At 45.5% G+C, this 19,638-nt stretch carries 17 protein-coding genes; all 17 read right to left on the bottom strand.

What is annotated here, in order from left to right; translation table 11 throughout:
- Positions 1-48: 48 nt before the first annotated feature.
- The 17 genes from G5B06_RS15425 to G5B06_RS15345 all read right to left on the bottom strand — a co-directional run bounded on the left by G5B06_RS15425 (position 49) and on the right by G5B06_RS15345 (position 19,408).
- The gene (locus G5B06_RS15425) at positions 49-915 is read right to left on the bottom strand and encodes a phosphatidylserine decarboxylase (protein WP_021976889.1); all 867 of its coding nucleotides are present in this window, start codon (positions 913-915) and stop codon (positions 49-51) included.
- A complete protein-coding gene (locus tag G5B06_RS15420) occupies positions 912-1,595 on the bottom strand; it encodes a CDP-alcohol phosphatidyltransferase family protein (RefSeq protein WP_021976890.1) in 684 nt (227 codons plus the stop codon). The genes G5B06_RS15425 and G5B06_RS15420 overlap by 4 nt, the downstream gene beginning before the upstream one ends.
- Before the next feature lie 26 nt (positions 1,596-1,621).
- Positions 1,622-2,638, bottom strand: coding sequence for a lysylphosphatidylglycerol synthase transmembrane domain-containing protein (locus tag G5B06_RS15415; RefSeq protein ID WP_021976891.1), 1,017 nt, complete (start codon positions 2,636-2,638; stop codon positions 1,622-1,624).
- On the bottom strand, positions 2,635-3,336 hold the full coding sequence (locus G5B06_RS15410) for a phosphatase PAP2 family protein (RefSeq protein ID WP_173772455.1): 702 nt from the start codon (positions 3,334-3,336) through the stop codon (positions 2,635-2,637). Before G5B06_RS15410 ends, G5B06_RS15415 begins: the two co-directional genes overlap by 4 nt.
- A gap of 324 nt (positions 3,337-3,660) precedes the next feature.
- Positions 3,661-4,308, bottom strand: a complete 648-nt coding sequence (locus tag G5B06_RS15405) for an L-rhamnose mutarotase (protein WP_173772454.1) — start codon at positions 4,306-4,308, stop codon at positions 3,661-3,663.
- Positions 4,309-4,472: 164 nt separating this feature from the next.
- Positions 4,473-5,396: an AEC family transporter gene (locus G5B06_RS15400; protein ID WP_118062119.1), complete on the bottom strand. Its 924-nt coding sequence runs from the start codon at positions 5,394-5,396 to the stop codon at positions 4,473-4,475.
- A gap of 25 nt (positions 5,397-5,421) precedes the next feature.
- Positions 5,422-6,609, bottom strand: coding sequence for a S41 family peptidase (locus G5B06_RS15395; RefSeq protein WP_021976895.1), 1,188 nt, complete (start codon positions 6,607-6,609; stop codon positions 5,422-5,424).
- A gap of 166 nt (positions 6,610-6,775) precedes the next feature.
- Positions 6,776-7,681, bottom strand: a complete 906-nt coding sequence (gene ftsX, locus G5B06_RS15390; protein ID WP_021976896.1) for a permease-like cell division protein FtsX — start codon at positions 7,679-7,681, stop codon at positions 6,776-6,778.
- Positions 7,671-8,354 carry a cell division ATP-binding protein FtsE gene (gene ftsE, locus G5B06_RS15385; protein ID WP_021976897.1) on the bottom strand — a complete coding sequence of 228 codons (684 nt, stop codon included), beginning with the start codon at positions 8,352-8,354 and terminating at the stop codon, positions 7,671-7,673. The genes ftsX and ftsE overlap by 11 nt, the downstream gene beginning before the upstream one ends.
- 305 nt (positions 8,355-8,659) lie before the next feature.
- Entirely contained in the window at positions 8,660-9,751 is a 1,092-nt protein-coding gene (locus G5B06_RS15380) for a PucR family transcriptional regulator (RefSeq protein ID WP_118062117.1), read from the bottom strand.
- A gap of 136 nt (positions 9,752-9,887) precedes the next feature.
- Complete coding sequence (locus G5B06_RS15375) at positions 9,888-10,757, bottom strand: YitT family protein (protein ID WP_118071070.1); 870 nt, start codon at positions 10,755-10,757, stop codon at positions 9,888-9,890.
- A gap of 110 nt (positions 10,758-10,867) precedes the next feature.
- On the bottom strand, positions 10,868-11,242 hold the full coding sequence (locus tag G5B06_RS15370) for a PqqD family protein (RefSeq protein ID WP_021976374.1): 375 nt from the start codon (positions 11,240-11,242) through the stop codon (positions 10,868-10,870).
- Positions 11,242-13,140 (bottom strand): OPT family oligopeptide transporter, encoded by a 1,899-nt coding sequence (locus tag G5B06_RS15365; RefSeq protein ID WP_173772451.1) that lies wholly within the window; start codon positions 13,138-13,140, stop codon positions 11,242-11,244. The genes G5B06_RS15370 and G5B06_RS15365 overlap by 1 nt, the downstream gene beginning before the upstream one ends.
- A 218-nt stretch (positions 13,141-13,358) precedes the next feature.
- Positions 13,359-15,158, bottom strand: coding sequence for a nitric oxide reductase activation protein (locus G5B06_RS15360; protein ID WP_173763035.1), 1,800 nt, complete (start codon positions 15,156-15,158; stop codon positions 13,359-13,361).
- Positions 15,151-16,068: an AAA family ATPase gene (locus G5B06_RS15355; protein ID WP_173772450.1), complete on the bottom strand. Its 918-nt coding sequence runs from the start codon at positions 16,066-16,068 to the stop codon at positions 15,151-15,153. The genes G5B06_RS15360 and G5B06_RS15355 overlap by 8 nt, the downstream gene beginning before the upstream one ends.
- 163 nt (positions 16,069-16,231) lie before the next feature.
- A complete protein-coding gene (locus tag G5B06_RS15350; RefSeq protein ID WP_173772448.1) occupies positions 16,232-18,349 on the bottom strand; it encodes a glutamine synthetase III in 2,118 nt (705 codons plus the stop codon).
- Between the two features lie 93 nt (positions 18,350-18,442).
- A complete protein-coding gene (locus G5B06_RS15345; protein ID WP_118071073.1) occupies positions 18,443-19,408 on the bottom strand; it encodes a diacylglycerol/lipid kinase family protein in 966 nt (321 codons plus the stop codon).
- Positions 19,409-19,638 lie beyond the last annotated feature (230 nt).

The following is a 19,638-nucleotide window of genomic DNA, read 5'->3' as shown; positions in this document are numbered from 1 at the left end:
AAGAAAATTTTGTGTAAAGCAAATATAAAAAAGAGAACCCTTTCACTTTCAAAAGGATTCTCCGATTTTTTCTCCCATAAGTACTCTTGTTTCCATTCCTGCCTGTGAATTTTTGAGGATATCTTCATCTGGCTTTACCGCATTTTTTTCGGTGATCAGCACAATGGTGGAACCACCGAAAGCAAAATTGCCTTTTTCCTCTCCACGTTTCACAGATGCCCTTCTTGGCCGGTTTTCGATCTTCCCCACAAAGAGAGCGCCTACTTCCATCATCAACATCGTGCGGAAATTTTCTGTTTTCAGAAGGGAATATTCCCGGCTGTTTTCTTTATAGATAGGATAGGCATCATTTGCCACAGGGTTGACTGTATGCAGAATCCCGGGGATTCTGATACGCCGGGACTCTGCTGCATTGTCCGGATAAATATATCTGTGATAATCCTGGACACAGAGACGAAGTACCCACACATAGCCACCCTGATATCTTTTCCCAAGGGAAGGGTTCCTTAAAAGTTCCTCCACTGTATATCGGGTCTGTTTGATATGAAGACAGGCTTTTTCATCCACAGGATATACACTGGCCCGGCAGTCACAGGGACTGATAAAATGCCCGGGTTCCATATCGATCCTGCGGGCACCCTCCCGGATCTTTCTCTTGAAAAAATCATTGTAGGAAATATATTTCCGCGTTTCATAATCACTCATATCCAGATGATTGAGCCGGATAAACGGTTCCACTGCTGCTGCCGAAATCCTGGAATCCAGAAGCTTTCCCACAACCGTGGAAACAGCCGGGGTAACCAGCGGCCGGATCATCATACGCCCGGCCACAGAACCGTAGATTTTTTCCAGCAAATTATTCTGAAAAGAATCTTCCTTTTTAATGTTTCCCTTTCGGTCTGCCGTCCGGATCATAAATTACCGCCTCTTTCCATGGAAAGTTTGTAGAGATAATTGAATTTCCACCATCCCTCATTATAGAAAAGAACCAGAAGGACTGCCACTGCAACTACCGCAACGATGATCACCAGCTCCCGGTTGGTTGGCTTACGGAATTTAAAATCCAGGATAAACAGAAGTCCTACTGCCAGCATTGTGATATGGAGGAGCACCACAAACCATTTATACTCCGGAAAAAGCAGGGAAACCACAAACAGAAGTGGCAGGATCACGGACATGGATGTGATGGGAAGTCCCTGATAATATTTCCGGTTTTCGGAGGTTTCATTCTGGCGTTTTTCTTCCATAACATTGAAATATGCCAGACGGATCAGGCCTGCAAGACCGTAGAACAGAAGAATGGCAATTCCGTAAATATGATACATGCCAAGCTTAAATCCCAGCACAATGGGAAGGATTCCGAAACAGACAATATCCGCAAGAGAATCGATCTGGATCCCGAAGCACTTCTCTTCCTCCGTTCTGTTCTTCTTGGTTCGCGCAATCTTTCCGTCAAACATATCACACAACCCGGAAAATGCCAGACAGCACACTGCTGCTGAAATATGGTCCGTCACAGCGCAGAAGATTCCGATCATGGAAGACACTACGCTTATGTAAGTCATTATTACCGTGTAATCATAAAATCCTATCATTTGCACACCTCATTTTTCTCTTTCAATTACTTTTTTCCAATAGTCAGCTGGGCCACCACTGTAAACGCCGCACTGATCAGAAGCTCCCCATAATATCCAAGCCCTCTGCTAAGTACCATTCCCGGAAGCAGCAGTCCCCCGAACACCGGGCTGAAAATATTAAGGAACAGCGTCTCACTGATTCCCATTCCTCCCGGAAGCGGCAGCATATCCACAGATACCGAGATCACGGCCTGGAGAAAAAGGATCTCCCAGAATCCGGTGCCGTGAAGTCCAAAAGCCTGATATACAAACCAGGTCACCGCAAACAGTGCCATACGCTGGATAAAAGTGATTCCAATAACTTTAACGATCACAAAAGGATTATTCTTCAGATATGCCGCAGTATTTCGGTAAGTATCCATGGAATCTTCCAGTTTTTTCAGACGCCCATCTTTTTTCTTCACCAGATGAAGTCGTTCCAGAAGTTTCATTCCCTTTACCATGATCGCTTTTGCCAGAAGTGGATGGAACACCAGGATGGTCATAAATGTAACGCAGAAAATATTCAGTGCCAGTCCCAGGTAAAACACCGGCAGGATCCCTTCCAGATATTTATGGAGAAATCCCCTTCCGAAAATTGCGATTCCAATACCGATCACCACAAGTACCAGTTTATAGGTGATGGTTACGATCATCAGAATTACCGTTGACACCGGAATGGAAATCTTTTCTTTTTTCATGTAGTAGATCTGCATGGGCTGTCCGCCACTGGCGGACGGTGTGATACAGCTGAAAAAAAATCCCACGGAAGAGAACAGAAAACAGGTTCTCTTTTTCAGCTGGATTCCACTGGATCTCATCATGTACCAGATGATGATGGATTCTCCCCAGATAAAAAACGCTACCAGTGCAATTCCCGGAATCAGCCACCGTTTGTCAGCCCTGTGTATGGCATCCATCATGGAAGACAGATCTTCTCCGTGAAAAACGCCGTAGATGGTCAGGGCAAAAACGACCGCCAGGAATACTCCGTTAAATATGATCTTTTTTCTGCTTTTCATCTCTTGGCACCTTCTATATATCTGTTGATCTTCTTCTCAATTTTACTTCCGACCCGTTCATAAATATGCCAGATCTCCGTTTTCTGTCCCAGCATAAAACATATCTGTGCCAGGATCACGCCACCGGCCACATCCACCAGAACATGCTGCTTGGTAAAAAGGGTGGACAGAAAAACCAGAACTGCCAGCACAAAAGATACTCCTTTATACCATGCCGGAATTCTTTTCTGGTCTTTGATTCCCAGGAAACAGAACCAGCTTACCAGGCAGTGAATGGATGGAAACAGGTTATCCGCCGCATCAATGGAATAAAGCCATCCTGCCAGCAGATCCCAGAAACCGCTCCTCTCGATCACCGGTCTTGTGTTGGTGGTGGGGTATGCCAGAAATATGATCAGGCACACACAGCGGGATATAAGATCTGCGGTAAAAAAACGGTAAACCTGTTCCTTCTCCTGCCTTGCCGCAAGAATATAATTCACTGCCCAGAATATATAACATCCGAAATAGACAATTAAAAACTGCGGCACAAACGGGAGCCGCAGGTCAAGACTACTTTCTATGTTGTGATGGTACCAACCGCCTGCAATTGCCCTTGAACCGGAATATACAAGACAGTTAAATACAAATGAAAAAACAAGGGGAAAAAGCCCGTACGCAGGTACAACCCCTGTTACATATTTCCAAAAACGTTTCATAAATTCACGCCTCATTATTTTATTGATCTCAGGAAGAAAACGTATTTTTTCCTGATGTTTTCTGTTACTCACAGTATAACAGTCGGGGCGTATGGTTTCAACTAAATATGGGAATTTTAAGAATTGTTAAGATTTCAGTTCAGCTAATTTTTCTTTTTTGTTCATACTTTTTTCAGAATGACGTCACAGAATGACCACAAAATGTGAGTATATTATTAGATGTGCAAAGGGTACTACCTTTGATAACACTTTTTTCTTTTTCATACTGCCGGGGCTACCTCCAAACAAAGCCCCGGCCTCCTTCCTTTTTATTTCCCCATTTTTTTAATTATGCCATGCAAGACGTACACTGGACGGATGTACTTCTTTTGTCATCCAGTCCACATCGTTGGTGATCCAGTCCATGATCCCCAGCTGACGTGTTTCCCATGCGATGGTCGCCTCTCTTGCTTCCGGTGTTTCTTCCACTTCCATGGTAGTGTCGATCTCATCGTATCCAAAAATATATCCGCCTGAGCTCCAGATGCTGAAGTTACTGTCCGGGCCCGGATCTATTGTATCGCCTCTCTGTGCTACAAGTCCGTCATGACGAGCCTTGTATTCTTCCTCACAGCCGTCTTTTAATTTTGTCATGAACATTCTGTGGCGGATCAGCTCTTTGTTTTCTCTCACAACACCAAAATTATGATACATCAGACGCATGTCTTTTCCAGGAGTGGAGATCCAGGTAAATGTATCCTGGATTTTTTCAGTCAGTGCTGCTTTTACTTTCTCCTCTTTTGGAGAGATCACAGCTCCGTCTGCATTTTCATAATATCCGAAGATCAGGTCTGCAGCATTCCAGATGCTGAAATTATGAATGCCGTTGCGATCCAGATATGCGGTAAGCTCCGGCCAGATTTCGCCTAAGGTCTTACGGTAATCGTTCATTTTTCCTTCTTTTACTTTCATTGCAAAAGCATGTCGTTCCATTTATGTACCCTCCTGTTTTATATGGCGTTTGCAGAAATTTCCATATGTAGTCTCATCAAAAATAACTGGTCTCTTTCTTTTCCGTACTCTGAGTTGATTTTAACACTTTTATCATACTTTTACAATTATACCACTGTATTTTGAAACATTCTCTGCACTTTTTTTCAGGCCAGATAAAACATCACCATCAAAGGCATGGTCACAATGCTGACCAGAGTTGTCATTACATTGATAGTACTGGCATAGACCGGTTCCCGGTCGTACAGCTGCGCCAGCTGTACAATCGTTGTTGCCGACGGTGTGATCACTGCCATCAGGCTGATCAGAAGAATCGTTTTTCCGTCTTTTACAAGAGATGCCAATGGCAGATATTTCAGAAGCAGCAGTACGATCAGCGGCGTCACCACCATTTTCAGGATCGTGATCAGATAGATTCTGGAATGACTGAAAATATCTTTCCATTTTACCTCTGTCATAGTCATTCCAAGCATGATCATACATACCGGTCCCAGGGTGGCTGAAATCTGGCTCATGGTATTTCCAAAGATGACAGGCAGTCGGATCTGTGTAAAGAACAGGACAATGCCAAGGATAATGGCGATCAGATTGATATTGCAGAGGATTTTTTTCCAGTTAATTCCTGCCTTCGCCTCCATCAGTGACTGTCCGTGGGTCCACATCAGGATCATCTGTACACTCAGGAAAGCGCTGGCATAGATTACCCATTCCTCTCCAAGGACTACGGTCACAAGCGGGATCACCAGGTTTCCGGAATTGGAATAAATGATGGATTCTTTTTCCACCACGCTTAATTTCAGCGGTTTGCCGATAATCTGTGTAAATACCAGCAGAAAAATATGGATCAGGACCGCTGCTGCTATTGCCAGAAGAAACCCATTCCGGATACTTCTGGAATATTCAATCTGAAACGCATTGATCATCACACATGGCATGATGATGTAAATGCAGATCACCGACAGTGTCCTGCTGCTTTTCGCATCGATCAGTCCACATTTTACCACCGCAAACCCGCAGGCCATCATCAGAAAAAATACTATGATCTGCTGCAATAATTGTAAAGTTATCATTTTCTTTTCTCTCCTTCTGTACGCATCAGTTCTGCTCCAGCTCTTTCAGGGCCGTCTGAAGCTGCGTGTCTTCCTCATGTGTAAGTTCTGCCCAGTCTGTAATGTCTCCGGAAAGCTCTGCTTCCACATCTGGAGTGATTCCTTTTTTATTGATGTCATTGCCCTTTGGTGTAAAATATTTTGCAATGGTGATCTTTACTGCGCTGCCGTCGGTAAGCGGCTGGATGGTCTGCACTACGCCTTTTCCGTAAGTCGTTGTTCCCACGATCGTTCCAATACCGTAGTCTTTCACTGCTCCCGCAAAAATCTCTGATGCACTGGCACTGTTTCCGTTTACCAGAACTGCCAGCGGCATAGTCAGCTCATTCTTTCCGTCACAGGTTTCCTCTTCCCGTTTCCCGTTTTTGTCCTCTGTATAAACGATCAGTCCTTCCGGAAGGATCTGGCGGAGTACTCCACAGACTGCGGTAAGAAGGCCACCCGGATTGTCGCGGAGATCGACTACCAGTTTTTTCATTCCCTGGTCTTTCAGATCTGCAAATGCTTTTTTATACTGGTCACTGGTCACTTCGGAAAACTCGGAAATCCGGATATATCCGGTGTCTCCGACAAGCATCTCATGAGAGACAGTCTGGATTTCCACATCTCGGATCTCTACTTTGATATTCTGAGTTTTCTCTTCATCTTCCCTTTGTATGGTCAGCGTTACGAAATCTTTATCACTGTCACGGACCATGGAAGCGATGTCGGAAGTTTCTTTTTCTGTGACATCTGTTCCATCGACCGCTTTGATCACGTCTCCGGTTTTCAGACCTGCCTGTTCTCCCGGTCCGCCTTCATAGAGCTGCACGACCTTTGCCCCTCCGCCATCCTCTTTCTGGAGAACTGCCCCGATTCCCACGTAGGAACCTTCATTGGAAGTATTCAGTTCTTTATACTGTTCTGCCGTGTAATACGTGGAGTATGGATCCTTCAGTCCGGCGAGCAGACCTGCATAAAGGCCCTCCCGCAGACTGCTTTCATCCTTTTCATCCAGATATTCTGTATCGATCAGTTCTTCCAGATAATTCAGCTTCTGGACTGTTTTCACGTCTGACAGTGCATTGCCTTTGGGAAACAGCACTTTCTGATAACTGACAAAACCAGCCCCTGTCACAACAAGCGTGGCTGCCACTCCGATGGCTACGCCTTTTTTGAACTCTTTATTTTTCATATCTTTCCTTTCTTCTGCACAGCCCGGTAATATCACAGATTCTCTGTTTTCCTTATGTGCCGTCCGTTTTTTATATACTGAAAGCGGCTGCCGGTTCTCCGACAGCCGCTGTATCTCTTATAGGTATGCATCCCGCGGATACACGCAGATCCGCTCTGCTATTTGGTTACACTCTGAGATGTTTTCTTGTTGTGAAGAAACTTCCCAGAAGTCCGATTCCCACACCAAGTCCAAGTCCCATCGGGATCAGTCCTTCATAGATCTGCCAGATCGGGATAAAATCTACGATTCCTGTCAGTACATTGAATTTTGTCAGAACAAACTCAACTGCGGAATTGTAGAGGAAAAACAGACACACCAACGGGATTGCCGCACCAATCACACCCAGAATGATTCCTTCCAGAAGGAATGGAAGCCGTACAAAAGCATCGGTAGCTCCTATGTATTTCATAATTCCAATTTCTTCCTTACGAACAGAAATACCCATAGATACAGTATTGCTGATCAGGAATATGGAAATCACCAGAAGGATCCCGATCACCGCAATGGAAATATAGGAAACCAGTTTGTTGATAGATCCAAGTGTCTTGGATGCCTGCTCAGACTGATTTACCTTGCGGACATGATCCAGACTCTGGATATAATTTACCAGCTCTGTCTGTTTGGTGATATCATTAAGATATACCTGATAGTTGGAAGAATTGGCCAGAGGATTGTCATCCTTGAATCCATCTGCTGCATCTTCATCTCCAAAATATTTCTGTTTATAATCCTCCCACGCCTGGTCTGCAGACTGATAATCCATTCTGGCAACTTCCGGTCTGGCCTGAATGGCAGCGCCGACCGCCTGGATCTCTTCCTCTGTAGTTCCCTCATCAAAGAATACCGTAATTGGCACTTCTTCTTCTACTTTATGTGCTATGGAATTTACGTTGTTAACAATGGAATAGAAAATTCCTACCAGAAAGATGCATGCAGCCATTGTAATGATACATGCCAGGGAAAACATCCAGTTTCTTTTTATATTCTTAAATCCCTGCTTCAGGGTATACCAGATCGTACTAGGCCTCATGATATCCTCCCTCTTTCTCATCGCTGATGATCTTTCCATTGTGCATGGTGACTACTCGTTTACGCATGGCATTGACGATGTCTTTGTTATGGGTGACTACCAGAACGGTGGTTCCTCTGTCATTGATCTGCTCCATCAGAGCCATGATCTCCTCGGAAGTCTTCGGATCCAGGTTTCCGGTTGGCTCATCTGCCAGAAGGATGTCCGGGCGGTTTACCAGTGCTCTGGCAAGGGCAACTCTCTGCTGCTCACCACCGGAAAGTTCATCCGGATATGCCTTATATTTCCCTGCAAGACCTACTTCCTGGAGAACCTCCGGAACACGTTTACGGATCACGCGGGTCGGTCTTCCGATAACACGCTGTGCAAATGCTACGTTCTCATATACATTACGGTCTTTTAACAGGCGGAAATCCTGAAATACTACGCCAAGCTTTCTGCGATATTTGGCCACACGTCTGTGTTTCATCTTCTCCAGACGTTCTCCGCTGACTGTAATGGTTCCATTGGTAGAATCCAGCTCTTTCATCAGAAGCTTGATCAGTGTGGATTTACCGGAACCACTGCTTCCTACTACAAATACAAATTCCCCTTTATCAACATGTAAGTTCGCATGATTCACAGCCGGAAGACCCGGACCATAAGATTTGCTCACATCTACAAGATCGATCATATGTATCCTCCTCTATATTGCAAAAGCATAATTATCTTAACTTTTTTGTAACATTATTGTAATATATATCTCGCATAAATGCAAGAATAAATTTTCCAGGCTGTAACAGCCCTCTTCGAGTTATTTATTTTATAATAAAAATGCAAAAAATACAATAGAGCCCCAAGGGTTATCTGTGAAGTTCATGTGAAATCTTCAAATTATTATTGAAGGCACACGATATCCCGCTGCAAAAAAATCATACAAAAACTGCCGCCCATTCCGGTAAGGAACAGGCAGCAGTCAAAAAATCTGATCTGATGATATTAATATTCAAGCGTTTCCATGTACTTCATATAACGCACAACCATCAGTGCAATCTTAAATGTGATGGCATCCTCAAACACCCGAAGATCCAATCCGGTACTCTTCTGGAGTTTATCCAGGCGGTATACCAGTGTATTTCTGTGAATGTACAGCTGACGCGAAGTCTCGGATACATTCAGGCTATTCTCGAAGAATTTATCGATGGTGACAAGTGTCTCCTCATCGAAGTCGTCCGGAGATTTGTTATCAAAGATCTCACGGATAAACATCTTACACAGAGGAATAGGCAGCTGGTAGATCAGTCGTCCGATTCCCAGTGAGCTGTATGCGATCACTTCCTTGTCTCCAAAGAAGATCTTACCTACATCAAGCGCCATACGCGCTTCCTTATAGGAACGTGAAACTTCCTTCAGCTCATTGACGATGGTACCGTATGCCATATGGACATCCTCACCGTCTTTATTCAGGTCAAGAGTATCCAGAATGGTGTGAGCCAGCTTATCCATCTCCGGATAGCCCTCTCCTTCTTCCAGTTCCTTGACAATAATAATGCTCTTCTCATCAACTGCAGTGATAAAATCTCTGCTCTTTCCGCCAAAAAGGCTCTTCACGCTCTCCACGGAGCTGTGATCTTTCTCCTGGTTCAGTTCCAGGATCATGACTACACGACGGACATCTGCTTCAATATGAAGTTTCTTCGCTCTGTTGTAAATATCCACCAGAAGAAGATTATCAAGAAGAAGATTCTTGATAAAGCTGTCCTTGTCAAAACGCTCCTTGTACGCTACGATCAGATTCTGGATCTGGAAGGCTGCAAGTTTACCTACCATATAAGTATCCTCATCATCTCCATGGGCTACCAGGACGTATTCCAACTGATAATCATCACAGACCTTAAAGTACTGAAATCCCTTGACAAGCTGGCTGTCCGCCTGGGATTCTACAAAAGCCTGGATATCTGCCGGCTGGATTTCAAAATCAGAAAAGGTAGACGCCAGTACCTTACCGTCTGTGTCAATGACACAAAATTCCGTCCTTGATATTTCTTTAAGTCCCTCGAGCGTATTCTGTAACACCTGATTCGATATCATTCCGTTCAATCCCTTCTCACTTATGTGTATGCTTATCTTCTGTCTTTCCCTCTCTATCTATGGCTATTTTAATACAAAATCACCAAAAATAAAAGAGGAAAACTGAAAAAATTTACAAATTTTTGTTGAAATCCGCCTAATTTTTCTCTATAAAGCCTTCTCCGTGAACCTCTCTTGCATCGGAAACAATCACAAAAGCATCGGGATCAATATCATCCACCAGCTCTTTCAGCTTCACGATTTCCTTCTTATTTACCACACAGAAGATGATGGTTTTCTCCTGGCCGGAGTACATACCCTTGCCACAGATTCCGGTTGCCCCGCGGTCCAGGTCTTCCATAATGACTTTTGCCACCTCATCCGGCTTCTCCGTAATGATAAATGTCTGCTTGGAAAACTTCAGACCTTCGATCAGGCTGTCGGATACTTTTGTTACCAGATAAACTGCAATGATGGCATACAGAGCACGCTGGATGCCAAACACATACATACCCACAATTACAACAAGACCGTCAATAAACTGCATAATCTGTGCGATGGAATAATGACGCAGATATTTCTGGATCAGCGCTGCCATCATATCTGTTCCGCCTGTGGTTCCCTGTCCAAGGAAAACCATTCCGATACCGATTCCCTGGATCACACCACCATATACAGCAGCCAGAAGAAGATCATCTCCCGCGATATTCCACACCGGCTGAAGGGCAAGCCAGGTTGAAAGGGAGATTTCTCCGATCAGAGCTTTTTTTACAAAGGAAAATCCTCTGATCTTACATCCCAGAAGAAACAGCGGGATATTCAAGGTAATGTTGGTAAGCCACAGCGGGATACCCCCATCTACGATTCCTCCGGTCCATCGTTTCACAAGGATCGCAATACCGGAAAAACCACCGGTTACCAGCCCGGAAGCATCAAACACGGAATTGATGGCAAGTGCCATCAGTCCGGTTCCAACTATGATCAGAAGATAATCCAGATACCATTTCTTTTTTGTCACAAGACTCATAAAGTGCTCCTTTCATTTATCATATGACAACTGCATCAGTTTCCCGTGCTGACGTGTCATAAAAAGAACGGGACCGTACACTATTTTGCGTCCGTTCCCGTTCTCTTTTGCTATTTGTCTGTCTTCTTATTTATAAAATGAACAAACTCATAGCTTTCCATTATCTGAAAGTATTTTACGATTCTCGGATAAAGCGGTTCTGCCTTATCCCCGAAATGTTCTTTCACCAGCAGGGCAAGATCCTGCACGGTTTTTGTTCCATCGATCTCAGGCCAGATAAAAGTTCCCATTTCATCAAGGTGAACCTTGGAAAACCTTGGCTTGCCAAAAACCTTCTGCGCGATAGTATTGAACATACCTTTATTCTCTATCTCAAGAATGATCCGCTGCTTCAGGTCCCGGTGCCACCGGATCGACTGGTTTGTTTCCGGGATCAGATCAAGATAGTTGATATCCTGTTTCTTATCCTTTTTGTTTTTTCTCATCAGGCTTTCTTCTTTCTCCAGATAGAGAATTTAAGCAGTGACAGGATCATGATGATCATCAGTACAACGCCACCGATATTTCCGAAGTTTACAATGCCAGACATATCAAGGCTGATACCGAATACTGCAAATACTGCAAGAAGAATACCAACAAGACCCTCGCCGGCGATCATACCTGCACAATACAGGGTACCATCTGTGGACTGAGCTGTCTTTGTCTTCTCGTCAACGCCTTTTCTGCGATCAAGTAATCCACGTACAACACCACCGATCATGATGGTAGCGTTCAGGTAGATTGGAAGGTAAAGACCGATTGCGAAAGGCATTACCGGAATACGAAGGATCTCAAGGCAGATTGCAAGGAATACACCAATGAATACAAGTCCCCATGGAAGGTTTCCGCCCATGATTCCCTCAACGATCATCTTCATAAGCTGAGCCTGCGGAGCAGGGATCTCGGCTGTACCATATCCCCATGCTGCATTCAGAAGATACAGAACACCACCGATAGCAAGACCGGAAACAACAACACCAAGCATCTCACCCATCTGCTGTTTCTTAGGTGTGGCACCAAGAAGGTATCCTGTCTTAAGGTCCTGAGAAGTATCACCAGCGATGGCTGCGATGATACAGATAACAGAACCAACAGCGATCGCTGCTGTCATTCCGTCGATGCCTGTTTTACCGGAGCTCTTGATTGCAAATGTAGCGATCAGAAGAGTAGCGATAGCCATACCGGAAACCGGGTTGTTGGAACTTCCTACAAGACCTACCATACGGGAGGATACAGTTGCAAAGAAGAATCCAAAGATTACGATGATAAATGCACCAAGAAGAGTTACCGGGATAGCCGGAACGATCCAGATGATAAATACCATTGCAAAAACGCCAAGAAGGATGAACTGCATCGGAAGATCCTGTGCGGTTCTCTCTGTGCTTGTGCTCTTGCTTCCTTTCATGCTCTTCATGGAGTCACGGAAGGTTGTAACGATCAGCGGCAGGGATTTGATCAGGGAAATGATACCACCGGTTGCGATGGCACCTGCGCCGATGTATTTAACGTAAGTAGACCAGATTGCTGCTGCTCCGCCGTTTGCGTAAAGCTGTGCAATGGTTGTTCCCTCTGCTGCAGGGTACATCCATGTGTCAGGTCCGAACAGGCAGATCATCGGAATGATAACCATCCAGCCCATAAGGGAACCAACGAACATGTAAGATGCGATCTTCGGTCCTACGATGTAACCAACACCGAGAAGTGCCGGATAAACTTCCATACCGATCTCACCCTTGAAGGATTTGAATGCTGCTGCAACGTCTGCCGGAAGCAGTTTCAGTCCATCAACAACGAATTTGAAGATGGCTGCAAGTCCCATACCGGAGAATACTGTGGAAGCGTTTGCTCCACCTTCCTCACCGGCAAGAAGAACATCTGCGCAGGCAGTTCCTTCCGGATAGAGCAGAGTTGCGTGCTCTTTAACAATGAGGGCATTACGAAGGGGTACCATGAAAAGTACACCAAGGATACCACCGCAAAGTGCGATCAGAGTGATCTCAACGATGCCTGGTTTGTCTGAAAGTCCTTCCTCTGCCCAGAGGAACAGTGCAGGCATGGTAAAAATAGCACCTGCTGCAAGAGACTCACCGGCTGAACCGATAGTCTGGACCATATTGCTCTCCAGGATGGAGTTTCTGCGAAGAAGTACGCGGATAACACCCATGGAGATAACTGCCGCCGGAATGGAGGCAGATACTGTCATACCAACACGAAGGCCAAGATAAGCATTGGCTGCGCCGAAGATGACAGCAAGGATACATCCCATGATCACAGATGTAACTGTGAGCTCCGGAGTAACTTTCTCCGCCGGAATGTAAGGTTTGAACTCTGTGTTTTTGTTCATATTTCCTCTCCCTTTATTTAGTAAATTAGTAACGTTATTTAGTATAACAAATTCCGCTTATTTTTGCAAGGAATTATCTCTGTAATATTATGTATTATTTACAATTTTATGGATAATTATAAGCAAAAAATTAGTCACTATGCAGCTTTTATGCTAACATAGTGACTGTATTCTTGTTAATTGAATATTATACATTCCGAAAAAAATGTCGTTTTTTTTCAGTTATCTGCTTCCAGCTGTTTTGTCAGATATCGTCCTACGATCTTGGAAAAATTTCCGATATCCCGGATATAGGCAAAATCCTTTCCAAAGATCTTCTTTTCCGCTGCAAGGTCCTTCTCTTCTCCCGCAAATACTCCCAGAACACTGACCCCCTGGCTGCGGAGGCGGCGCACTTCTGTTGCGGTATCCGCAATGGCATATTTTCCCTGATAAGGTGCCGGATTTTTTGCATTGGGACGGTTTATGATCACATCATAAGGACGGCCGTCACTTAAGATGATCAGGATCTTTTTCTCCTCTTCTCTCTGCAAAAGTCCATATCCCACTGCTTTTATGGCAAGTCCGTCGCGGTTGTTAGATGAAGTCACATAATTGAAAATATCATCATCTGCCGAGACCGGATCATCATACTCCCGGAACCTGTGCAGGATGGTATGATCCCAGAATGTACAGTAACTCATAACCCGGTGGGGGATGTCCACATTACTTAAGGCAGAACTGATCATATAGGCCTGCAGCGCCACATCTCCCTGCCGGCTCATCTGGGAACCGCTGGCATCGATCAGCACATCTACCACAAAATCCGTATTATCCCCACGGAGGATCCGTTTAAAAAGATTCGCCTCGCTGCTTCTTCCTACACGCCACAGCCTGGAAGGAACGATGGTTCCCCGGTCTGAGAGGACTTCCTGGTTTTCACTTCGGATCACCAGTGCTTTTTTCAGAAGTTCCGTCAGCATGGAAATATTCCGTTTCGCAATCCTGTGCTTGTCATGATAGACCCATATGTTCTTATTACGGAGACGTTTGGCATACTGGTACTGGTAATTGTCCCGGACCGGATTTTTCAGGATCCCTTCGGTAAAATATAACGTACAGTCCCCGTGAATCCCCCGGCACATCAGATAATTCATTCTTTTTTCTTCTGCCGGTGAAAGATAACTTCTTCCAAAGTTCAGTTCCACATAGGTGTGGGCTTTCTTAAGTGCCTCCTCGGAAACCACTGTGATCTTGTTTTTTACCTTGCGCTTTTCCTCCATATCTTCAGTAAGGGAAGAATCCTCAAGATCTGTCATCCGGTCCGTAATCTTTTCCACATAGTTTTCCAGGGCATCCTCATACATCTCTTCGTTGAGATAGTCTTCCCAGCCGAATTCCGTCAGTTCCTCAAGCGTCACTGCCATTACCCGATCCAGAGAACCGTTTTTCTTCTCAAAATCCGGATCGATCACTGTATTATAAAGCCTGTCAATGATCCGGATCAGTTCCATGGTATCTCCGGTTTCTGCACAGGCATAGATCTGATCCCGGAATGCGGAAAGTTTTTTCTCCACAGGTTGCACACTTCCTGCAAGAACGTCGCGGAATACCGCGACTTTCAGCCGATCCAGCAGTTTATCATAGGAAGGCAGGGTTTCATATTCCTGATCCAGGATATCTTCCAGCGCTTTTTTCCGCATACGGCGCACGCCCGGGCGTTCCTCGCAGATCCGCGTTCCCACTGCTGCCTCGATGCAAAGCTGTGTCAGCCCGGTAAGTTCCGCCTCCGACGCATCCAGATAGATCTTTTTCACAAGGTAAAGGCCAAGAAGGTTTTTGTCAAAATATCTGGCAAAAGCGCCCTGTTTGATCCCGTCGTAAAGTGCGATCTCTTTGGAGCGGAGAAACAGGGATACATCCGGCTTTACTTCCAGGGTGTAATCTCCACTGACCGTCCAGAGAAGATTCCGGATGCGGTTTTCCAGATCCAGTTTGTAATCTTCAATGGAAAGTTCTTCTGTCAGATCTTTACGCATAGACATCGTCCTTTGTCCACTCTTCCGGGATCCTTGTACGGACTACATCGTCCACGATCTCTTTTTCAAAAATATCGAAGGTTTTATTTACCACTCCCATCTGCACTGCTGCCAGGGGAGAAAGTCCCGCGCGGACGATCTTCATAGCAGACAGAAGGCCGCGGAGATCCAGGGATTTTGTGGAAATCTCACTGTTTACAGATTTTTTCTGAAGGTCCATAAAGACGCCGATAAACTGTTCCACTGCTTTTTCTTTTGCTTCCGGGAACATCTTATTAAAAATAAATCCAAGTGTTTCCTCTGTCTGGGCCGGCATGTCAATCACCAGAAAACGGGAAACAAGGGCTTCGTTCAGCTCTTTTGTTCCTGCATATCCATAATTCATGGTTCCGATAAAACGTGCCGCCGGATGGAGATCAATCCTGTCATATCCAGGAACATCAATGGAACGGCGGTAGTCCAGCGTTGCGTGAAGGACTGAGACCGCATCGTTCTTTGCCATGTTGATCTCATCCAGGATACCGAAACCACCGTACTCGGCACACTGGTAGATGCTGCCCTTCCGGAGGCATACTTCATTGTTTACAAACGTGTCCGTTCCGATGAGATCCCCGCTGTTTGTGTTGACATGAAACGATACATTATAGATCGGGCGGCCAAAAGCATAGGCCAGATTTTCGGCCAGGATATTTTTTCCGGTGGCTTTCGGACCTGCAAGGAGGAGATTTTCCCCCTCCAGAAGACCTGCGATGGCCATTTCCAGGATCTCTTTTCCATAGAACGGAATGGACGGTCTGGTAACTCTTCCCTGTACTGCCTCATCCACGCCATAGTTTTTCCGGAATTCCTCGACACCGTGGATCAGGTCTTCGGAAACGTTCTGTTCTTTTAAAAATTCTAATTCTTTCATATATATTTACTCCTGAATCTGATTCAAGCGGATAAAAACCTAACAGTTTCTTTCTCCGCCAGGTAAAAAACGGGACAGATCTTACATCCGTCCCGTCATTTGCTTTCAAAGATGCCTCTGCATTCAGGGAACATCTCTTATTTCCTGTATTTTATTCAGCCGATCATACCTCAAAGATCAGATCGCCGTAAGATGGCATCGGCCACATATCTTTATCCACAATCATCTCAAGCTCATCTACCGGTTTTCTTAATGCTTTCATTGCCGGTACAACGCTCTCTCTGAAGAATACGGCACGGTCACGTCCCTCTTCATGAGCTTCCGCCTCTGCGATCAGTCCGGAAAGTTTGTCCATGGCTGCCTTGGTCTCTGCGAGAAGCGTGGAGGATTTTTCCAGAAGGCTTGTCTGCACACTGACATCAAGCGCTGCACTTACTGCTTTTACAGAATTGATGGACTCTGCAAGAACGGTTGTGTAACGGATGACTGCAGGGATGATCTGCTTGGTTGCAATATCCACCATGGCCTTGGCCTCGATGTTGATGGCTTTTGCATAACCTTCGTACTGAATCTCTGCTCTGGACTCAAGCTCTGCTCTTGTGAATACATTGAAGGATTCAAACAGCTTCACAGCCTTGTCTGTAGTCAGTGCAGGGATGGCATCTACCATGGACGGAAGGATCGGAAGCCCACGTCTCTTTGCCTCTGCCTCCCACTCCGGTGCATATCCGTTTCCGTTGAATACAATACGCTGATGCTGGATCGCATACTCCTTGATCAGGTCATGTACTGCAGTATCAAAATCGTCTGCTGCTTCCAGACGGTCGCATGCACCACGGAATACTTCTGCTGCAATCGTATTCAGAACTACGTTGCACTCGGAAATGGAATCACGGGAACCAACCATACGGAACTCAAATTTGTTTCCTGTGAACGCAAACGGTGATGTTCTGTTTCGGTCTGTAGCATCCTTCATGAAATCCGGAAGTGTCTTAACACCGGTATCCAGGATCTCGCCGGTCTTACTGTGTGTGGCGGTACCTGTGCTGATCAGCTGCTCCAGCACGTCCTGAAGCTGCTCGCCAAGGAATACGGAAATAACTGCAGGCGGTGCTTCATTTCCACCGAGACGTTCATCGTTTCCAACGTCTGCTGCAGACTCTCTCAAAAGATCTGCGTGCTCATCAACGGCTTTCAGGATACAGGTGAGAACAAGAAGGAACTGGATATTCTCATGAGGAGTTTTTCCCGGCTCAAGAAGGTTGATCCCGTCATCCGTTGTCAAGGACCAGTTATTGTGCTTACCGGAACCATTAACTCCTGCAAATGGTTTCTCATGAAGCAGGCAGCGCATACCATGGCGGCTTGCAACTTTTTTGAGGATACGCATCATGATCTGGTTGTGATCTGCCGCAATATTTACCGGTGCGTAGATCGGTGCCAGCTCATGCTGTGCAGGTGCAACCTCGTTGTGCTGTGTCTTTGCTGTTACGCCCAGCTTCCAGCACTCCTCGTTGACTTCTTTCATGTATGCGGAGATTCTCTGACGGATGGTTCCGAAATAGTGGTCATCCATCTCCTGTCCCTTCGGCGGCATGGCACCGAAAAGAGTTCTTCCTGTGTAGATCAGGTCTTTTCTCTGGAGCCATTTCTCCTTGTCGACCAGGAAATATTCCTGCTCAGCTCCAACGGAAGGCGTTACTTTTTTGGAAGTTGTATTTCCGAAAAGGCGGAGAAGTCGAAGTGCCTGTGTATTGATCGCTTCCATGGAACGAAGAAGCGGTGTTTTCTGGTCAAGTGCCTCTCCTGTGTAGGAGCAGAATGCAGTAGGGATACATAAGATTCCGCCGGCTGCGTCATGACGTACAAAGGCCGGTGATGTACAATCCCATGTTGTATAGCCTCTGGCCTCGAATGTTGCGCGAAGTCCTCCGGATGGGAATGAAGATGCATCCGGCTCACCCTTGATCAGCTCCTTGCCGGAAAAGCTTAAGAGTACCTTGCCATCTTCTCTTGGTGCTGTGACAAATGCATCATGCTTCTCGGCAGTAACGCCTGTCAGCGGCTGAAACCAGTGACAATAATGAGTGGCACCCTTCTCGATGGCCCATTCCTTCATCTCATGTGCAACCACATCAGCGATCTCCATGGACAGCTCCTTGCCCTCTTCTATTGTCTTTTTCAGTTCGCGGTATACCTTCTTCGGCAGACGGTCCTGCATAACAGAATCGTTAAATACATCGCAGCCAAAGATTTCCTTTACGTTGATATAATCTCCCATTTCTTCCTCCTTTTCGTTCCTGTATATCCAGTCTTTCTTATGAGGAAAGACGTTTTCACCTCTGTATGATCACCTTGTCCTCGGATGCCCGGATCATTCTTCGCTGTTCTGGGTGATTTCCTTGAGCTCCTGCATTTTCTGGTTCAGCCGGCTTTTTTTCTGTTTCTTACTGCTGGTGAGATAAAGGTTCATGGCCTCATGAAGATTATCGATCTCCACACGGGTCTGGTCTCCTCCGAATTCTCCGTCCAGCGTCCACGGAACAGCCTCCTCCGACTCAATCACAACATGTGCGGATTTGAAAGAATAGATCAGATCTGTATTATCTTCTGCGGTGAGAAGTGCAGTCATGATCTCCTGAAGCTCCAGCGGATTCTTCGGGTTGGTGATCAGTGTCACCTCAAACAGTCCGTCATTCATATCCACATTTTTTCCGGTGAGGTTCTTAAAACCGCCTACAGATCTGGAATTACTGATCATGCCGTAGATAAAATCATTCTCTACGGTCAGCTCATCGGAAGTTACTTTCAGATGATAGGATTTCACCTCAAAAAGCTGTTTCATCCCTTCCAGCACATAGGCCACATGTCCCAGGATATTTTTCAGATCCTGGTCTGTCTCATAGGAAACATTGGTAAACAGTCCAAACGCAGCCACATAGGCAAATGTCTGATTGTTAAATTTACCGATGTCGCAGTGGTAGATCTGCTCTTCCATGATCATGGACGCAGCTGCTGTCATACTCTTCGGCATAAACAGACTGTTGGCAAAATCATTGGTGCTTCCTGCAGGAATGTAGCCGATGGGTGTCCGGCTGCCCACTTCCACGATTCCGGTAACCACTTCATCCAGTGTACCATCACCACCACTGCAGGCGATCAGATCCACCTGATCCGCATATTCCTTCACCTGTTCATAAGCATCCTTCGGTCCCTGTGTGGCACGGATGATCACTTCGTACCCACCTTTGTTAAAGATATCCACAATGTCCAGCAGATGCGTCTTGATTCTTCCTTTTCCTGCTTTGGGGTTGAAAACAAAAAGCATTCTTTTTTTCATTATCCAATCCTCATTTCCCGAAATGATTCGTTATGTCTATTCTTTTACTATGATAAAAAAAACGATGTAAAATGTCAATCTTAAGTTTTTATATCTGGTCTTACCACAGACATTCGGAAATTTATAACAAAAAAAGTCCGAAAACCCAATAAAATTGAATCTTCAGACCTTTTGTTAAGTAGCGAGAGGGGGATTCGAACCCTCGACACCACGGGTATGAACCGTGTGCT

The sequence above is a fragment of the Blautia luti genome, from assembly GCF_013304735.1.
Classification (GTDB): Bacteria; Bacillota; Clostridia; order Lachnospirales; family Lachnospiraceae; genus Blautia_A.
This window is presented reverse-complemented; position numbering and strand designations above follow the sequence as displayed.